General features: G+C 72.0%; 15 protein-coding genes. 6 read left to right on the top strand and 9 right to left on the bottom strand.

Annotated features, from left to right (window positions below; all coding sequences use genetic code 11):
• Positions 1 to 26: 26 nt before the first annotated feature.
• On the top strand, positions 27 to 1,241 hold the full coding sequence (locus AB0F56_RS18380; protein ID WP_362010477.1) for a 4-hydroxybenzoate 3-monooxygenase: 1,215 nt from the start codon (positions 27 to 29) through the stop codon (positions 1,239 to 1,241).
• Here AB0F56_RS18380 and opcA read toward each other — a convergent pair.
• Both opcA and AB0F56_RS18370 read right to left on the bottom strand, forming a co-directional pair.
• Positions 1,184 to 2,122, bottom strand: coding sequence for a glucose-6-phosphate dehydrogenase assembly protein OpcA (opcA, locus tag AB0F56_RS18375; RefSeq protein WP_362010474.1), 939 nt, complete (start codon positions 2,120 to 2,122; stop codon positions 1,184 to 1,186). The two genes, AB0F56_RS18380 and opcA, sit on opposite strands and share 58 nt — an antisense overlap.
• A gap of 57 nt (positions 2,123 to 2,179) precedes the next feature.
• Positions 2,180 to 3,352 (bottom strand): MFS transporter, encoded by a 1,173-nt coding sequence (locus AB0F56_RS18370; RefSeq protein WP_362010883.1) that lies wholly within the window; start codon positions 3,350 to 3,352, stop codon positions 2,180 to 2,182.
• 80 nt (positions 3,353 to 3,432) lie between these two features.
• Here AB0F56_RS18370 and AB0F56_RS18365 point away from each other — a divergent pair, with 80 nt between their 5' ends.
• Positions 3,433 to 4,344 carry a helix-turn-helix transcriptional regulator gene (locus AB0F56_RS18365; protein WP_362010471.1) on the top strand — a complete coding sequence of 304 codons (912 nt, stop codon included), beginning with the start codon at positions 3,433 to 3,435 and terminating at the stop codon, positions 4,342 to 4,344.
• The gene (locus AB0F56_RS18360; RefSeq protein ID WP_362010469.1) at positions 4,341 to 5,249 is read left to right on the top strand and encodes an oxidoreductase; all 909 of its coding nucleotides are present in this window, start codon (positions 4,341 to 4,343) and stop codon (positions 5,247 to 5,249) included. Before AB0F56_RS18365 ends, AB0F56_RS18360 begins: the two co-directional genes overlap by 4 nt.
• A gap of 27 nt (positions 5,250 to 5,276) precedes the next feature.
• Here the strand turns inward: AB0F56_RS18360 and AB0F56_RS18355 are convergent, their stop codons facing one another.
• The 4 genes from AB0F56_RS18355 to AB0F56_RS18340 all read right to left on the bottom strand — a co-directional run bounded on the left by AB0F56_RS18355 (position 5,277) and on the right by AB0F56_RS18340 (position 9,547).
• A complete protein-coding gene (locus AB0F56_RS18355) occupies positions 5,277 to 6,596 on the bottom strand; it encodes a sugar ABC transporter permease (protein ID WP_362010466.1) in 1,320 nt (439 codons plus the stop codon).
• Entirely contained in the window at positions 6,593 to 7,375 is a 783-nt protein-coding gene (locus tag AB0F56_RS18350; protein WP_362010463.1) for an ATP-binding cassette domain-containing protein, read from the bottom strand. Before AB0F56_RS18350 ends, AB0F56_RS18355 begins: the two co-directional genes overlap by 4 nt.
• Positions 7,376 to 7,422: 47 nt before the next feature.
• Entirely contained in the window at positions 7,423 to 8,514 is a 1,092-nt protein-coding gene (locus AB0F56_RS18345) for a sugar ABC transporter substrate-binding protein (protein WP_362010460.1), read from the bottom strand.
• Positions 8,515 to 8,665: 151 nt separating this feature from the next.
• A complete protein-coding gene (locus AB0F56_RS18340; RefSeq protein WP_362010457.1) occupies positions 8,666 to 9,547 on the bottom strand; it encodes an EamA family transporter in 882 nt (293 codons plus the stop codon).
• A 79-nt stretch (positions 9,548 to 9,626) separates the two neighbouring features.
• Here AB0F56_RS18340 and AB0F56_RS18335 point away from each other — a divergent pair, with 79 nt between their 5' ends.
• The 3 genes from AB0F56_RS18335 to AB0F56_RS18325 all read left to right on the top strand — a co-directional run bounded on the left by AB0F56_RS18335 (position 9,627) and on the right by AB0F56_RS18325 (position 13,545).
• Positions 9,627 to 10,571, top strand: a complete 945-nt coding sequence (locus AB0F56_RS18335) for a LysR family transcriptional regulator (protein WP_362010455.1) — start codon at positions 9,627 to 9,629, stop codon at positions 10,569 to 10,571.
• Positions 10,572 to 10,652: 81 nt separating this feature from the next.
• Positions 10,653 to 11,009, top strand: a complete 357-nt coding sequence (locus AB0F56_RS18330) for a VOC family protein (protein ID WP_362010452.1) — start codon at positions 10,653 to 10,655, stop codon at positions 11,007 to 11,009.
• 145 nt (positions 11,010 to 11,154) lie between these two features.
• Positions 11,155 to 13,545: an excinuclease ABC subunit UvrA gene (locus tag AB0F56_RS18325; RefSeq protein ID WP_362010450.1), complete on the top strand. Its 2,391-nt coding sequence runs from the start codon at positions 11,155 to 11,157 to the stop codon at positions 13,543 to 13,545.
• A gap of 67 nt (positions 13,546 to 13,612) precedes the next feature.
• On the opposite strand, the gene AB0F56_RS18320 is transcribed toward AB0F56_RS18325, so the two are convergent.
• From AB0F56_RS18320 to AB0F56_RS18310, 3 genes are read right to left on the bottom strand one after another with little or no spacing between them, the layout of a single operon-like run.
• Positions 13,613 to 15,679 (bottom strand): iron ABC transporter permease, encoded by a 2,067-nt coding sequence (locus AB0F56_RS18320; RefSeq protein WP_362010448.1) that lies wholly within the window; start codon positions 15,677 to 15,679, stop codon positions 13,613 to 13,615.
• 5 nt (positions 15,680 to 15,684) lie between these two features.
• Positions 15,685 to 16,665 (bottom strand): iron-siderophore ABC transporter substrate-binding protein, encoded by a 981-nt coding sequence (locus tag AB0F56_RS18315; protein ID WP_362010445.1) that lies wholly within the window; start codon positions 16,663 to 16,665, stop codon positions 15,685 to 15,687.
• The gene (locus AB0F56_RS18310) at positions 16,662 to 17,522 is read right to left on the bottom strand and encodes an ABC transporter ATP-binding protein (RefSeq protein WP_362010442.1); all 861 of its coding nucleotides are present in this window, start codon (positions 17,520 to 17,522) and stop codon (positions 16,662 to 16,664) included. The genes AB0F56_RS18315 and AB0F56_RS18310 overlap by 4 nt, the downstream gene beginning before the upstream one ends.
• Positions 17,523 to 17,718 lie beyond the last annotated feature (196 nt).

Raw genomic sequence — 17,718 nt, 5'->3', positions numbered from 1 at the left:
CTTCACTATACGAACATGGAGGCCAGATGCACACCACCGTCGGCATCGTCGGCGGCGGCCCCGCCGGGCTGCTGCTCGCGCGCCTGCTGCACCGCGCGGGTATCGACAGCGTGGTCCTGGAGTCCCGCGACCGCGCCTACGTCGAGCGGCGGCAGCGCGCCGGGATCCTGGAGCAGGCCACAGTCGACGCGCTCCGCGAGGCAGGCGCGGGCGCCCGCCTCGATACCGAGGGGATCCCTCACGACGGCATCGAGCTGCGCTTCGACGGCCGGGCCCACCGGGTCGACTTCCCCGCGCTGACCGAGGGCCGCCGGGTCTGGGTCTACGCCCAGACCGAGGTGGTGAAGGATCTGATCGCCCTTCAACTCGCCGACGGCGGACCGCTGTTGTTCGGTGCCGAGGTGCGCGCGGTGGAGGGCGTGAACACGGACCGCCCCGTGATCCGGTACGTGCACGAGGGCCGCGAGCAGACCCTGACCTGCGACTACGTGGTCGGCTGCGACGGCTTCCACGGGGTCGCCCGGACGGCGGTCCCGGAGCGTGAGCGGACGACGTACGAGCGGACCTACCCGTACTCCTGGCTCGGCATCCTCGCCGAAGCCCCGCCCGTGTACGAGGAGTTGATCTACGCCCACTCCGAGCGGGGCTTCGCGCTGGCCAGCATGCGCTCCCCCGCGGTGAGCCGGCTCTACCTCCAGGTGGAGAACGGCGCCGACCCCGCGGACTGGTCCGACGAGCGGATCTGGGACGAGCTCGACGCGCGCTTCGCGCTCGGGGACGCGCCCGAGTGGCGGCTGAAGCGCGGCCCGATCACGCAGAAGTCGGTGCTGCCGATGCGGAGTTCGGTGACGGAGCCGATGCGGTACGGCCGACTCTTCCTCGCCGGGGACGCGGCGCACATCGTGCCACCGACCGGCGCGAAGGGGCTCAACCTCGCCGCCGCCGATGTGATCGTCCTGGCGCGGGCTTTCGCTCAGCGGGCGGCCACGGGCTCCACGGAGCTGCTCGACGCGTACTCCGACACGTGCCTGCGCCGGGTCTGGCGCGCCGAGCACTTCTCGTACTTCATGACGACGACGCTGCACACCGACCCCGACCAGTCCGGCTTCGACACCCGCCTCCAGCTCTCCCAACTGGACCGGATCGCGAACGCGCGCCACGCGGCAGCCGAACTGGCCCAGAACTACGTGGGGTTGCCGATCGACAGGCCCTGGACGACCGTCCGCAGCGCGGAGGCGTAGATCTCGTCGGGGTCGAGCCTGCGCAGTTCCTCGGCGATCAGCTCGGCCGTCGTACGGACCTTGAGGGCGAGGACCCGGCTGGGCTGGCCGGGGATGGACAGTCGCGCGACCGGGCCCTCGGGGCGGTCGATGCGGATCTCGCCGTCCGGGGTGCCGAGGCGGACGGCGGTGACGACCGGTCCGTCCGTGGTGACCCGCTCGACCGGGACGCGCAGCCGGTCCTCGAACCAGCGTGCCAGGAGTTCGGCGCTCGGGTTGTCCGACTCGCTCTCGACGGCGGCCGAGACGATCGTCGCCCGGGCCTGGTCGAGCGCGGCGGCGAGCATCGAGCGCCACGGAGTGAGCCGGGTCCAGGCCAGGTCGGTGTCGCCGGGGGCGTAGGAGGCGGCGCGGACGTCGAGCGCGGCGAGAGGGTCCTCGACCGCGTACGCGTCGGTGATGCGGCGCTGGGCGAGCGAGCCGAGCGGGTCCGTGGACGGCACCTCGGGCGCGTCGACCGGCCACCAGACGACGACGGGGGCGTCGGGGAGCAGCAGCGGGAGGACCACGGAGTCGGCGCGGGCGCTGAGTTCGCCGTGCATGCGGAGCAGGACGGTCTCCCCCGACCCGGCGTCGCTGCCGACGCGGACCTCGGCGTCGAGGCGGGCCTCGTGCCGCCGTCGGGGCGAGCGGTCGTGGCGCTTGATGACGACGAGCGTGCGGGACGGGTGCTCGCGGGAGGCTTCGGTGGCGGCCTTCAGGGAGTCGTAGGCGTTCTCCTCGTCGGTGACGATGACGAGGGTGAGCACCATGCCGACGGCGGGGGTGCCGACGGCCCGGCGGCCTTCGACGATCGCCTTGTTGATCTTGCTGGATGTGGTGTCCGTGAGATCGATCTTCATGGCCCGCGCCCGTTTCCCTCCGTCGCGCCGCGATCACCCTGGCCCTGCCCCACGAGCCTACGCGGACGGCGGCGTTCCCGCTGGCGCGGCCGGCTCCCGCAGGCCGCGCAGCAGCCACCAGCCCAGGGCGGGCAGGGCGATCAGCGGGGCGAGAGCGGTTCCCAGGGAGGTGGCGTCGGCGAGCGCTCCGACGACCGGGGTCGCGATGCCGCCGACGCTGACGGTCAGGCCCAGCGTCACCCCGCTCGCCGTTCCGACGCGCCCTGGCAGGTAGTCCTGCCCGAGGGTGACGTGCAGGGAGAAGGGCACGTACAGGCCGGCCGAGGTGAGCGCGACGAACACGTACAGGAGCGGGCCGGGGACGAGGACCACACCGGCCACGGCGAGGACGCTCAGGGCGTAGGACCACCGGACGACGGTCACGCGGGGGTGGCGGCCTGCCAGCTTCCCGCCGGCCACGGTGCCGACGGCGCCGCCGAGGTAGAGCACGAACAGTGCGGCCGTACCGGCGAGTTCGCCGCCGCCCGTGCGCTGGCGGGCGTACAGGGAGAGGAAGGCGCTCAGCCCGACGAAGACGATCGAGCGGCAGACGACCGCCCCGGACAGCCGCGCGAACGAGGCCCAGTCGTTCCGGCTGACGGTCGTCCCGGCGGCGTGGGTGGGTGTCCCGGCGGTCGGCGCGTCCATCGCCCGCAGCGCGGCCGCGCACAGGGCGGCGCCCGCGAGGGCCGGGACGACGAGCAGTGGGGTGGCGGCCAGGCCGCCGACGGCGGCGACGGCGGCGACCAGGACGGGGGCGGTCGCGAAGCCGAGGTTGCCGCCGAGGGAGAACCAGCCCATCCCGGTGTGGCTGCCGCGGCTCGCCCGGCGTGCGACCCGCGCCGCCTCCGGGTGATAGGCGGCGACGCCGACCCCGGACACGGCGACAGCGGCCAGGGTGAATGCGTACGAGTCGCCGACGCCGCTGAGGGCGACCCCGGCGCCGGCGAGCAGGGCGCTCACGGGCAGCAGCCAGGGCAGCGGCCGCCGGTCGGTGAGCGCTCCGAACAACGGCTGGACCACCGACGAGAGCAGCGAGGCGGCGAGGACGACGGCCGAGGCGGCGGCGTACCCGTAGGCGCGCTCGGCGACGAAGTACGGCACCAGGGCCGCGACGGCTCCCTGGTAGACGTCCACGCAGGCGTGTCCCCAGGACAGCAGGGTGAGGGGTCGGTGAGGAGGTGAGCTGATGGGCTTCGTGTACGTGTTCGTCGGCACCCTTCGATCCTGGCGAGACGGCGGCTGTCGCGCTTTCGATAATCTGCCTACTTGTGTCGAACTTCCGCCGATCACGACGTCCCGACCCCGACCGGTCCGCCGAATCCCGAGGTCCAGACCCCAACCCGTCCGCCGAATCCCGAGGTCCCGCCCCCGACCGATCCGACCGGTCCGTCCGCCACACCCCGCAGGCCCCGACCCGTGCCCAGCTCCTCACGGCGGGCGAGCGCATCGACGCCCACCGGCACGACGAGCATCAGATCGTCTACGCGGGCTCGGGCGTGCTCGCCGTCACCACCGACGCCGGTACGTGGTTCGCGCCCGGCACCCGCGCCATCTGGGTCCCGGCCGGCACCGTCCACGCCCACCGGGCGCACGGACGCCTCGACCTGCACCTGATCGGGCTGCCCGCCGACGACAACCCGCTCGGCCTGGACACGCCCACCGTGCTCGCCGTCAGTCCCCTGATGCGCGAGCTGATCCTGGCGTACACCCGCTCGCCCGAGGACATCGGACCCGCGCGCGGCCGGCTCCTCGCGGTCCTCCGCGACGAGCTGCGGAGCTCGCCCCAGCAGCCCCTACGGCTGCCGGCCCCGACCGACCCCCGCCTCGTCGCCGTCTGCGCGATCCTCCGCGCCGACCCGTCCGACCCCCGGACGCTCGCCGAGCTGGGCGCGGCGACCGGGGCGGGCGAACGGACCCTCAGCCGGCTCTTCCGCTCGGACCTCGGCATGACGTTCCCTCAGTGGCGCACCCAGGCCCGGCTCTACCACGCGCTACGGCTCCTCGCGGACGGCATCCCGGTCACCACCGTCGCCCACCGCTGCGGCTGGTCCTCCCCCAGCGCCTTCATCGAGGTCTTCCGCCACGCCTTCGGCTACACCCCGGGCGCGCACCGTCACGAGGGGAGCCTGCCGGACGCACTGTCGTTCGGTGCCCCCGCCGGGAGATCATCCCGGGCATGACCACGGAAACGATCAACGCCGCCGCCTCGGGCACCTGGACGCTCGGAGACCTCACGGTCCGCCGGATCGGTTTCGGCGCGATGCGCCTGCCGCAGACGGGCGAGGCCCTCGTCGAGGACGCCGTGAGCCGCGACCGGGACCAGGCCGTCGCCGTACTGCGCCGGGCGGTCGAGCTGGGCGTGAACCACATCGACACCGCCGCGTTCTACTTCTCTCCCCTGCGCTCCGCCAACGAGCTGATCAACCGCGCCCTCGCCCCCTACGGGGACGACCTGGTCATCGCCACCAAGGTCGGGCCCGGCCGCGACCCGTCGGGCCGTTGGGTGCCGCACGCGACGGCGGGGCAGCTGCGCGGGCAGGTCGAGGAGAACCTGCGCCAGCTCGGCCGCGACCACCTCGACGTCGTCAACCTGCGTGTCGTCGGCACCGACTCGGTCGCCGAGCGGTTCGGGGCGCTGGCCGAGCTGCGCGAGGCGGGGCTCATCCGCCACCTGGGCCTCTCCAACGTCCATCCGCACCAGCTGGCGGAGGCCCGCGCGATCGCTCCGGTGGTCTGTGTGCAGAACCGGTACGGGATCGGGATCCGGCCCGACCACGACGCCTTCGTCCGTGAGTGCGGCGAGCAGGGCATCGCGTACGTGCCGTTCTACGCCATCGCCGGCACGGGCGGCGAGAGCGGTGCGAGCGGTGGCGCCGACGACGAGGTGCTCGCCGTGGCCCGGGCGCACAGGGCGAGCCCTGCCCAGGTCCGGCTCGCGTGGACGCTGCACCGGGGTCCGCACGTGCTCGCCATCCCCGGCACCGGCGACCCGGACCACCTGGCCGCCAATGTCGCGGCGGGCGCGCTGCGCCTCACGGAGGACGAACTGGCCTCCCTGGACGCCCTGCACGCGCGCGGGGCGTAGGCACGCCGGGCACGGGCGGTACGGAGTTCACGCCCGGCCGGCCGCCTTCTGGCTGCGGCGGGACAGGGAGTCGACGACCACGGCGGCCAGCAGGACCGCTCCGGTGATCATGAACTGGACGGCGTTGCTGACGCCCATGATGTTCATGCCCGACTGGATCGAGCCGATCACCAGCGCGCCGAGGAGGGCGGACCAGACCGAGCCGCGTCCGCCGAAGAGGCTGGTGCCGCCGATGACGGCGGCGGCGATGACGTTCATCAGCAGGTTGCCGCCGCCGGACGTCTGGCTCGCGGACTGGATCTGACCGGCGAGGAAGAGGCCGCCGACCGCCGCCATGGTGCCGGCGATGGAGAAGACGGACATCCGGATGAACGCCACGCTGATGCCGGCCCTGCGGGCGCCCTCGATGTTGCCGCCGACGGCGAAGATCTGCCGCCCGTACGAGGTGCGGCGCAGCACGAAGTCGACGATGACCAGGAGGATCAGGAAGACCAGGAGCGCCAGCGGCAGCCCCTGGTACTGGTTGAGGATGTACGCGGAGACGAAGGCGATCGCGGCGATGACGACCGTACGGATCACGATCTCGGCGATCGGCCGGAACGGCACCCTGGCGCGCTGGCGCCGCCGGGCGTCGAGGAGCGAGGCGGCCAGGAAGAGCCCCACGCCGACGGCCGCCGTGATGTAGGCGGCGGCCGGGCTGTGGAAGATCGTCGAGTACAGCTCCGAGACGATGCTCTCGCTCGGGATGTTGACCGTGCCGCTGGTGCCGAGCACCTGCAGCATGAGGCCGTTCCAGGCGAGGTTGCCCGCCAGGGTGACGACGAACGCGGGCACGCCGACCTTGGCGAAGAAGAAGCCCTGGATGAGTCCGACGGCGGCTCCGCCGGCGACGGCGACAAGCAGGGCCAGCCACTCGTTCATGCCGTTCAGCACGTTGAGGACGGCGAAGATCGCGGCGCACAGGCCGCTGACCGAGCCGACGGAGAGGTCGATCTCGCCGAGCAGCAGGACGAAGACGATGCCGATCGCGATCATCCCGGTGCCGACGATCTGCTGGCTGAGGTCGGAGAGGTTCTGCGCGGAGAGGAACGCGCTGTCCAGCGTGCCGAAGACCGTCCAGATGATGATCACGGCGATGACGACGGGCAGCGAGCCCAGTTCGCCGCTGCGCAGCTTCCGCCCGAACTCCCCGAGGTACCCCTTGAAGCCCTCCTCCCGGACGATCAGCCGGGTGTCGACGGCGGGTACGGCGTCGTGCGCCGGCTCCTGGCCGAAGCCGTTGCCGGATCCGTCGCCGGGTCCGGGGTAGGGGTCGGAGGGGTCGTGACGGCCTCGGTCACGCCTCATCGCTCCTCCTCTTCCCGCCTACGGGCCTGGCGGCGCGTGACCGCGCTGTCGCTGGCCCCGGTGATGGCGGAGATGATCTCCTCGGTGGTCGTGGTGCGCTTGTCGAAGAAGCCGTTGTTCCGGCCGAGGCGCAGCACGGCGATGCGGTCGGCGACCGCCATCACGTCCACCATGTTGTGGCTGATCAGGATGGTGCCCAGGCGCTGTTCCCGGAGCCGTTCGACGAGGTCGAGGACCTCGGCGGTCTGCTCGACGCCGAGCGCGGCGGTCGGCTCGTCCAGGATGACGACCTTCGGGTCGCCGATCAGGGAACGGGCGATCGCCACGGTCTGGCGCTGGCCGCCGGACAGGGAGGCGACGGGGATGCGGACGCTGGGGATGCGGATGGAGAGGGTGTCGAGGAGTTGGCGCGAGCGCCGCTCCATGCCGACCTCGTCGAGCACGCCCCAGCGCTTCATCTCGCGGCCGAGGAAGAGGTTGCCGACGACGTCCAGATTGTCGCAGAGCGCCAGGTCCTGGTAGACGGTGGCGATGCCGAGGTTCTGGGCGTCGTGCGGCCGGTGGACGGTGACCGGGCGGCCCTCCCAGGTGATCACGCCCTCGTCCGGCGGGTTGACCCCGGCGATCGCCTTGACGGCGGTCGACTTGCCGGCGCCGTTGTCGCCGACGAGCGCGACGACCTCACCGGCGTGGACCTCCAGGTCGAAGTCCGACAGAGCCTGCACGGCACCGAACCGCTTGGAGATCCCCCGCAGACTGAGCACAGGTGTTTCGGGCATGGTCAACCGCCTCCTACCCGGCCCCCGTCACGTCGCAGCCGCCGCGGCTACTCCAGTCCGGCCTCCTTGCAGGCGGCCTCGTAGGTGGGTGTGCAGATCTCGTCGACCGTGTACAGCCCGTCCTTGACGACCGTGTCGCCGATGTTGTTCTTGTCGACCACGATCGGGGTCAGCAGGTTGGCCGGGACCTTCTCGCCGCTGCCGCTGGTGACCGTGAGGGGCACCAGGTCCTTCGGGAGTTCCTTGCCCTCGGCGAGATCGACGGCCATGGTCGCGGCGATGTCCGCCTCCGGCTTGTACGGCTTCATGATGGTGATGGTCTGCGTGCCGAGCAGGATCCGCTGGATGGCGTCGAGTTGGGCGTCCTGACCGGTCAACGGCACGTTGATACCAGCCGCCTTGAGGGCGGTGGCGATACCGGCGGCGAGACCGTCGTTGGCCGAGTACACGCCGACGATGTTGTCCTTGCCCAGTGCGCTGATGGCACCCGACATCTGCTGGTTGGCGTTGTTCGGGTCCCAGTTGGGGGTGTCGTACTCCTTGCCGATCTTCACCTTGCCGTCGAGGACGGAGTGCGCACCGGCCTTGAACTCGGCCGCGTTGGGGTCGGTGGGCGAGCCGTTGTGCATCACGATCTGGCCGGTCTCGGCCTTGTCACCGAGCGCGTCGAGCAGCGCCTTGCCCTGCAACTCGCCGACCTTGCGGTTGTCGTACGAGACGTAGGCGTCGACGGGGCCCTGCGCGAGGCGGTCGTACGCGACGACCTTCACGCCCGCGTCACGGGCCTTCTGCACGGAGGACTGGATGGACTTGGAGTCCACCGCGTCCAGGATCAGCACCTGGTTGCCCTTGGTGAGCGCGGTGTTGACCTGCTGCTGCTGGGTGGTGGCGCTCTCGGCCGCGTTGTAGTAGTCGATCTGCGCGTCGGGCGCGAGTTCCTTGATCTTCTGCTCGATGTACGGCCGGTCGAACTTCTCGTAGCGCGTGGTCTTGCTCTCGGGGAGCAGCAGACCGATCTTCACCTCGTCCTGCGCCGCGGTGGCCGCGCCCGGCTGGGCCGCGCCGCTCATCGAGACCGCGCCCAGGGACAGGGCCGCGGCTCCGGCCAGGGCGATCGCGCCACGCAATGTGCGGGTCATGGGGGGCTCCTTCCGTACGCCCCCTTCCCCTCTCCGCGTGGGCGCGGGAGACGAGGGGGTGCACATGTGGCCTTAATACGACATTAGCCGCAACTCGATGACCGGCAAGCGGGTGAATCCCCCCGGCCGGGAGGCGCGACGTTTACGCAGTTCAGGCGGCCGCTCTGCGGGCCGCGGGGGCGGGCAGTTGTGCCGCGACGATCGCCGTGAGGCAGAGCCCGAACCCGAGGAGTTGGACCGGGCCCAGGGTCTGGCCGAGCAGAGCGGCGCCGAGGACGGCGGCGACCAGCGGCGAGAGCAGGACGAGCACCGCGACGGAGGTGACGGGGAGCGCGCCGACCCCGCGGAACCAGAGGACGAAGGCGAGCAGGCCGCCCACCAGGCCGAGCCAGAGGTAGCCGACGGCGGCGCGCCCGTCGATGGCGGGCGGCGCGCCCTCGACGAGGAGGGTGAGCGGCAGCAGGAACAGTCCGCCCGCCGTGAGTTGCCAGCCGGCGAACGCGGTGGGACCCACTCCGGCGGGACGTCCCCAGCGCTTGGTGAGCGTCACCCCGAGCGCCATCGTCACCGCGCTGCCGAGGCCCGCGAGGATCCCGACGAGGTCGAACGCGGCGCTCGGCCCGATCACGACCAGGCCCACGCCGACCACGCCGACAAGGCCCCAGACCAGGCGCCGTACCGAGAACCGCTCACGGAGGACCGCCACGGCCAGGACGGCGACGGCGAGCGGCTGGGCCGCCGCGAGGGTGGCGGCCACGCCTCCGGGGAGGCGTTCGGCGGCGACGGTCAGGAGCGGGAAGAGCAGCCCGATGTTCAGGACGCCGAGCACGGCGGCCTTGCCCCACCACGCGCCGCGCGGCAGGGTCCGGCCGATCGCGAGGGCGATGAGCCCGGCGGGCAACGCCCGCAGGAGCCCCGCGAAGAGGGGGTGCGCGGGCGGGAGGAGTTCGGTGGTGACGACGTAGAAGGTGCCCCAGGAGACGGGCGCGAGCGCCGTCAGAAGGGTGCGGGACAGGACTGCCGGACTGGTCATGCTCGCAGTCTGCGGCGACGGCGATCGATGAGTCCAACACATGCTTGTCACGCTATCCATCGTGATTCACGATGGATCGATGGACCTCCAGCAGATGCGGTACGTCGTCGCCGTCGCCGAGACGAACAGCTTCACCCGGGCCGCCGAGCGGTGCCTGGTCGTCCAGTCCGCCCTCAGCCATCAGATCGCCCGCCTCGAACGGGAGCTGGGCGCACGGCTCTTCGAGCGGACGAGCCGCAGAGTGCGGCTGACCCCGGCAGGAGCGGCGTTCCTGCCGGCCGCCCGGCAGTGCCTGGAGGCCGCCGAGCGGGCGTCGGCCGAGGTCGCCGCGGCCGTGGGTGAGGTACGCGGACGGCTCGCCGTGGGGCTGATCCCCACCGTCGCGGCGGTCGACGTCCCCGGGGCGCTGCGCACGTTCCGCGGGCGGTACCCGCGGGTGCGGATCGGCCTGAGGGTGGGTGCGAGCGAGGAGCTCGCCGAGCAGGTCCGCGAGGGCGCCCTGGACGTGGCGTTCCTGGGCCTGCCCACGGCGGCGGACCCGCCGCGCGGAGTGGCCGCGCACGTGCTCGCCCACGACCGGCTGGTCGCCGTGGTCGCCCCGGACCACCCCCTCGCGGGCGAAGCGGCGGTGGACCTGCGCCGGCTCTCCTCGGAGGTCTTCGTGGACCTGCCCGCCGGGACAGCCGGACGCGTCCAGTCCGACCTGGCCTTCGCGGCCGCCGGGCTCACCCGTGACGTGGCCTTCGAGGTGACGACGGCGGACCTCTTCATGGCCCGCCTGGTCGGCCAGGGCCTGGCGATCGCCCTGCTCCCCTCTCTGTACGTGCACCAGCTCACCGGTGTCACCACGATCGAGGTGACGGACGCGCCGACGCGTGTCGAGTACGCCGTGTGGAACGCGGCGGGGCGCACCCCGGCGGCGACGGCCTTCCTCTCCGCCCTCGGACTCGATCCGAGCGATGTCGACCAGGACGCCGACGAACCGGTCAGGAATCGAGAAGCGCCGTCCCCGGGCCGCACGTAGCGTGGCTGGCGTGCGGGTCGGAGGGCCGATGTCCGCACGAAACGGACCGGGTCCCGGGGACCCACGACTTCAGGAGCGATCATGACCGGCACCCCCACCCAGGGCATCAAGACCGTGCTGCACCCCGTCACCGATCTGGCCAAGGCCACCGAGGTGTACGCCGCGCTGCTCGGCATCCGGCCGCAGACCGAGAGCGAGTACTACGTCGGCTTCGACGTCGAGGGCCAGCACATCGGGCTCGTCCCTGGCGGCGGCCCGCAGGGCATGACCTCGCCCGTGGCCTACTGGCACGTGACGGACATCGAGGCGAAGCTCGCCGAGGTCACGACCGCCGGCGGGACCGTGCGGGACTCCGCCAAGGATGTCGGCGGCGGCCGTCTCGTGGCCACGTTCACGGACTCCGACGGCAATGTGCTGGGTCTCGTCCAGGACCAGTGAGCCCGCGCGACGCGCCGGTGGAGCGTTGCCTCGGGCCGTCCCGGAGACGTAGAACCGGGAAGTGACGTAGAACCGGAAGCAGAGACGGAACGACGGCGGCCGCGTGCCCGCGGCCCCGGCCCACGGACAGAGAGACACGATCAGCATGGCCACGAGGAAGGGCGCGCAGCCGCCCGCGCCGCACGGTGCCGACAGCCACGACGTGATCCGCGTACACGGAGCGCGCGAGAACAACCTCAAGGACGTCAGCATCCAGATCCCGAAGCGCCGGCTGACGGTGTTCACCGGAGTCTCCGGTTCGGGCAAGAGCTCGCTGGTGTTCAACACGATCGCGGCGGAGTCGCAGCGGCTGATCAACGAGACGTACAGCACCTTCGTCCAGGGCTTCATGCCGACCCTCGCCCGCCCCGAGGTCGACGTCCTGGAGGGCCTGACGACGGTGATCACCGTCGACCAGCAGCGGATGGGCGCCGACCCGCGCTCCACGGTCGGCACCGCCACCGACGCCAACGCGATGCTGCGCATCCTGTTCAGCCGGCTCGGGAAGCCGCACATCGGACCGCCCAGCGCGTACTCCTTCAACACGGCGTCGGTCCGGGCGAGCGGCGGGATCACCGTCGAGCGCGGCGCCGCGAAGACGAAGACGGTGAAGGCGACCTTCCAGCGCACGGGCGGCATGTGCACGCGCTGCGAGGGCCGGGGCTCGGTCACCGACATCGACCTCACGCAGCTCTACGACGACTCCAAGTCGCTGTCCGAGGGCGCGTTCACGATCCCCGGCTGGAAGTCGGACAGCCAGTGGACCGTGCAGCTCTACGCGCAGTCCGGCTTCGTCGACCCGGACAAGCCGATCCGCAAGTACACCAAGAAGGAGCTCCAGGCCTTCCTCTACGGGGAGCCGACCAAGATCAAGGTCAACGGCATCAACCTCACCTACGAGGGGCTGATCCCGAAGATCCAGAAGTCGTTCCTGTCCAAGGACAAGGAGTCGATGCAGCCCCACATCCGGGCGTTCGTGGAGCGGGCGGTCACCTTCACCACCTGTCCCGAGTGCGACGGGACGCGGCTCAGCGAAGGGGCCCGGTCCTCGAAGATCAAGCGGATCTCCATCGCCGACGCCTGCACGATGGAGATCCGGGACCTGGCCGAGTGGGTCCGCGGCCTCAAGGAACCGTCGGTGGCGCCGCTGCTGGAAGCGCTCCAGCGAACGCTGGACTCCTTCGTGGAGATCGGGCTCGGCTACCTCTCCCTGGACCGGCCGGCGGGCACGCTGTCGGGCGGCGAGGCGCAGCGCGTCAAGATGATCCGGCACCTCGGCTCCTCGCTCACGGACGTCACGTACGTCTTCGACGAGCCGACGATCGGCCTGCACCCGCATGACATCCAGCGGATGAACGACCTGCTGCTCCGGCTGCGGGACAAGGGCAACACGGTGCTCGTGGTGGAGCACAAGCCGGAGGCGATCGCGATCGCCGACCACGTCGTCGACCTCGGCCCCGGCGCCGGTACGGGCGGCGGCACCGTCTGCTTCGAGGGCACCGTCGAGGGGTTGCGGGCCGGGGACACGATCACCGGGCGGCACCTGGACGACCGGGCCTCGCTCAAGGAGACGGTGCGCACGGCCAACGGCGCGCTGGAGATCCGCGGCGCGACGGCGAACAACCTGCGGAACGTCGACGTCGACATCCCGCTGGGGGCGCTGGTCGTCATCACCGGGGTCGCGGGCTCGGGCAAGAGTTCCCTCGTGCACGGGTCGATCCCGGCCGGCGAGACCGTGGTGTCGGTGGACCAGACCCCGATCCGCGGCTCGCGCCGGAGCAACCCGGCGACGTACACCGGTCTGCTCGACCCGATCCGCAAGGCGTTCGCCAAGGAGAACGGCGTCAAGCCGGCGCTCTTCAGCGCCAACTCCGAGGGCGCCTGCCCCACCTGCAACGGCGCCGGGGTCATCTACACGGACCTGGCGATGATGGCGGGCGTCGCCACTCCCTGCGAGGACTGCGAGGGCAAGCGGTTCCAGGCGGAGGTGCTCGAATACCGGCTCGGCGGGCGGGACATCAGCGAGGTGCTCGCGATGTCGGTGACGGAGGCGGAGGAGTTCTTCGGCGAGGGCGAGGCGAAGACGCCCGCCGCGCACAAGATCCTCGAACGGCTCTCCGACGTCGGGCTCGGCTACCTCACCCTCGGCCAGCCGCTCACCACCCTGTCGGGCGGCGAGCGCCAGCGGCTCAAGCTCGCCACCCACATGGGCGACAAGGGCGGTGTGTACATCCTCGACGAGCCGACCACCGGGCTCCATCTCGCGGACGTGGAGCAGTTGCTCGGGCTGCTCGACCGGCTGGTCGACTCGGGCAAGTCGGTGATCGTCATCGAGCACCACCAGGCCGTGATGGCGCACGCCGACTGGATCATCGACCTCGGTCCCGGCGCGGGCCACGACGGCGGCAAGGTCGTCTTCGAGGGCACGCCGGCCAAGCTCGTCGCCGGCCGCTCGACCCTCACCGGCGAGCACCTCGCGGCGTACGTCGGGGGCTGATCCGGCCTTTCGTACGCGAGAGCCCCGCCCTGGGTGGTCCCGGGGCGGGGCTCTCGTACGGTTGTCCCTATCGGCGGCTGCGGACCAGCAGGTAGAGGAAGTACGGCGTGCCGATGACCGCCGTCATCAGGCCGGCGCCGAGCTGGCCGGGCGCGATGACCGTACGGCCCAACAGGTCGGCCGTGCAGACGAGTACGGCTCCGAGGAGGACCGCGACCGGGACCACGCGCGCGTGCTGCCGGCCCACGAGGGCGCGGGCCGCGTGCGGGGCGACCAGGCCCACGAAGCCGATCGTGCCCGCGGCGGCGACGGCCGTGGCGCTGAGCACGACGCTCAGCGCGAGGAAGCCCAGACGGCCCCGGCCGAGGCTGAGACCCAGGAGCCGGGGGGTGTCCTCGTCGAGGGAGACGAGGTCGAGCTCCGTGCGCCGCGCGAACGCGGCCACCACGCCGACGGCGAGCACGACCGCGAGCGGCACGATGTCCGGCATGGTCCGCCCGTACGTCGAACCGGACAGCCAGGTGAGGGCCTTGGTGGCGTTGAACGGGTCGGTGAGCACGATGAGCAGGCTGATCAGCGCGGCCGAGCCGGTGGCGACGCCGAAGCCGACGAGCACCAGCCGGTTCTGCTGGAACCCGCCCCGCGCGGCGAGGCCGAAGACGATGACGGAGCTGACGGCGGCGCCCGCGAACGCGGCACCCGCCACGCTCCACGACGCGGCCAGCGGCACCGACGTGACGAGGAGGACGGCGCCGAGCGCGGCGCCGCCGGAGACGCCGAGTGTCGCGGGTTCGGCGAGCGGGTTGCGGGTCACTGCCTGGACGAGCGTGCCGGCCAGGGCGAGGGCGGCGCCCGCGAGGAGCGCCGCGAGGACCCGGGGCACGCGCGTGTCGAGGACGAAGGAGACGGTCCTGCCGGCGTTGCCCTGCGCCCAGTTGACGACGTCGCCGAGGAGCAGCTTGCTGTCGCCGAGCAGGACGGCGGCGATCGTCACGCCGACGAGGGCCGCGACGAGGACGCCCGTGGTGGTCAGGAAGACGGCGCGGCTGCGGATGCGCAGCCGCTCGACCGCGGCCGCTCCGGCGGTGTCCCGGACCCGGGTCGCCATGACGATCAGGAAGACGGCGCCGACGAGGCTGGTGACCACGCCCGTCGGCACGGCGACCGCCGTGTCCGCCGGGATGACGGCGCGCAGCAGTACGTCCGAGCCGAGCACGAGGGCGGCGCCGGCGAGACCGGCGATCGGAAGCGCGGCACGCGCGCGGGAGAAGGCGCGGAACCGGTGTACGAGGGGCCGGACGAGGGCGGGGGCGCACAGGCCGACGAAGCCGATCGGGCCGGCGAGCGTGACCGCCGCGGCCGAGAGCAGGGCGGCGAGCACGACGGCGGTGACGCGAGTGGCGCGGACCGGGACGCCGAGGCCGCGGGCCGCGTCGTCGCCGAGGGCGAGAGCGTCGACCTTGCGCGAGACGAGCAAAAGTCCGACGAGGCCGAGGAGCCCGATCGGCGCCATCTGCAGGACGCCGTCGAAGCCGTTCTGGGAGATGCTGCCCTGGTTCCAGGTGAACAGGCCTTCCGTCTCCTGCGGGAAGAGCAGCAGCAGGCCCTCGGTGACGGCGGTGAGGCCGAGGGTGAGGGCGCTGCCGGCGAGCACGAGCCGGACGGTGCCGGCGCCGAGGCCGGAGAGCCCGAGGACGACGGCAGCCGCCGCCAGGCCGCCGACGAAGGCGATGCCCGAGGAGGCGAGCAGCGGGAGCGAGAGCCCGCTCGCGGAGACGAGGCCGAGGGCCAGGTAGGAGCCCGCGTTCACGCTGAGCGTGTCGGGCGAGGCGAGCACGTTGCGGCTGACGGCCTGGAGGGCGGCGCCCGCCATGCCGAGGACGGCGCCGACGAGCAGTCCGGCGGCCATCCTCGGCAGGCGGGAGGCGATGACGACGGACGCGTCGGCCGGATCGGCCTGGCCCGTGAACGCCTTCCACACCTCGGAGGCGCCGACGGCGGCGGTGCCCTGGGTGATGTCGACGAGGGCGAGGCCCCCGACGAGGAGGAGCAGGAGGGCCGTCACCGCGGCCGCGCCCGACCGGGACGCGACAGCCGACGGAAGGGTGGCGGAGGAAGGTGCGGTGACGGCCATCGTGGTTACTTCGTCAGCGCCTTGACGACGGAGTCGACGTACTGGTTCATCGACTCGGGGCCGCCGAACATCCAGATGCCGTCGGGCAGCCGGTGCACGTCGCCCTTCTTGACGAACGGCAGCGAGGTCCACACCTTGTCCTTGGCGAGGGCGCCCTGGAACGGGTTGCTGCTCTCGTCGCCGTCGTTGCTGATGTGCGCGAAGTGCACGCCCTCGCCGAGCTTGGTGAGGCCCTCGACGTCGGTGGTGCCGAGGCCGTAGGCCGGGTCGCCCTTGACCGTCCAGGCGTTCTTCAGGCCGAGCTTCTCGTTGACGGCGCCGATCAGCGAACCGCTGGTGAACGGCCGGATCTGGACCTGGTTGGAGACGAGGTAGCCGTCGGCGAAGGCGTACTTGGCGCCGCCGAGGCCGGCGTCGGCCAGGGCCTTCTTGCCCTCGGCGAGCTTCGCCTCGAAGCCCTTCTTGAGCTTGTCGGCCTGGGCCGTGGTGCCGGTGGCCTTCGCGATGGCGTCGAGGTTCTTCGTCATCCGGCCGATCGGGTCGGCGGCGTCGGCGGCCGTGAGGTTCAGGACCGGGGCGATCCCGCGGAGCTGCTTGACGGCGGCCGGCGGCAGGTCGCTGGTGGCGACGATGAGGTCGGGCTTGAGAGCGGCGACGGTCTCCACGCTCGGCTCGCCGCGCGTGCCGATGTCCTTGGCGTCGTTCTTCAGCGGGACGGCGGAGTCCCAGGTCTTGTAGCCCTTGACGTCGGCGACGCCCACCGGGTCGACACCGAGGGAGATCAGGGTCTCGACCACGTTCCACTCGGTGCCGACGACCTTCTTGGCGGGTCCGTCGAGCTCGACCTTGGCGCCGGTGTCGTCGGTGAGCGTGATCGGCTCGGCGGACTTCTTCGCGTCGTCCTTGGCGGGCTCGGTCGTGCCGCAGGCGGTCAGGGTGAGCGCCGCCGCGGTGGCGACCGCGGCGGTGAGGAGGAGGCGTCTCATGAGGTGGGGCTGAGCCTTTCGCTTCGCGTGTGGTGGCGGCCGATCGCGCGGGTGCGCAGGCGGCCCGTGGAGGGGTCGGTGTCGACTTCGATGCGGATGCCGTACGTGTCCGTCAGGCGGGGCGCGGTCAGGACGTCTTCGGGGCGTCCTTCGGCGATGATCCGTCCGGCCTGGAGCAGCACGACCCGGTCGGCGACGGCGGCGGCCTGGTCCAGGTCGTGCAGGACGACGCCGACGGCGATGCCGTGGTCGTCGGCCAGGTCGCGGATGAGGTCGAGGAGTTCGATCTGGTAGCGCAGGTCGAGGTAGGTGGTGGGTTCGTCGAGGAGGAGCACGCCGGTCTCCTGGGCGAGGCAGCCCGCGAGCCAGACGCGCTGGAGCTGCCCTCCGGAGAGGTGTTCGACGCCGCGCTCGGCGAACTCCTGGACGCCCGTCATGCGCAGCGCGCGGTCCACGGCGTCCTTGCCGCCCGGGTCCGCCTTGCCCCAGCGGCCCCGGTAGGGGTAGCGGCCGAACTCGACCACGTCCCGTACGGTCAGCCCGCTGGGCGTGGGGCGACCCTGCGTCAGCAGGGCGACGTACCGCGAGAACTCGCGGGGTGTCAGGGCGAGGCCGTCCGTGTCCTCGTCGAGGGTCAGGGCGGCGCTCCGGGGGCGCTGCAGGCGGGCGATCGTCCGCAGGAGCGTGGACTTGCCACTGCCGTTCGGACCGACCAGGACGGTCACGTCGCCGGGCCGCAGCGTCAGGGACGCGCCGTGCACGACATCGACGCCGTCGTAGGCGACGGTGACGTCCGTGGCCGACAGCGCATGGCCGCGTACGGGCGTGACCTGCGGGCTTTCTTCACCAACTCTCACGCCGCACAGGTTAGCCTAACCTAATTCCGGTGTGGACCAGGGGGCAGAACCTTGGACCGAGGGCCAGAGCAAGGTCGGTCAATTCCGCTCAGCCGTCCGATCACTTTCGGAGCATTGCGGTCCTGGGGGGAGAACCGGCCGTCGTCGGCCGTCTGTGGGGCAAGGGCGCTTTCCGCGTCCCCTTCGGAGCAGATGG

Source organism: Streptomyces sp. NPDC026092, assembly GCF_040638605.1.
Taxonomy (GTDB): Bacteria; Actinomycetota; Actinomycetes; order Streptomycetales; family Streptomycetaceae; genus Streptomyces.
This window is presented reverse-complemented; position numbering and strand designations above follow the sequence as displayed.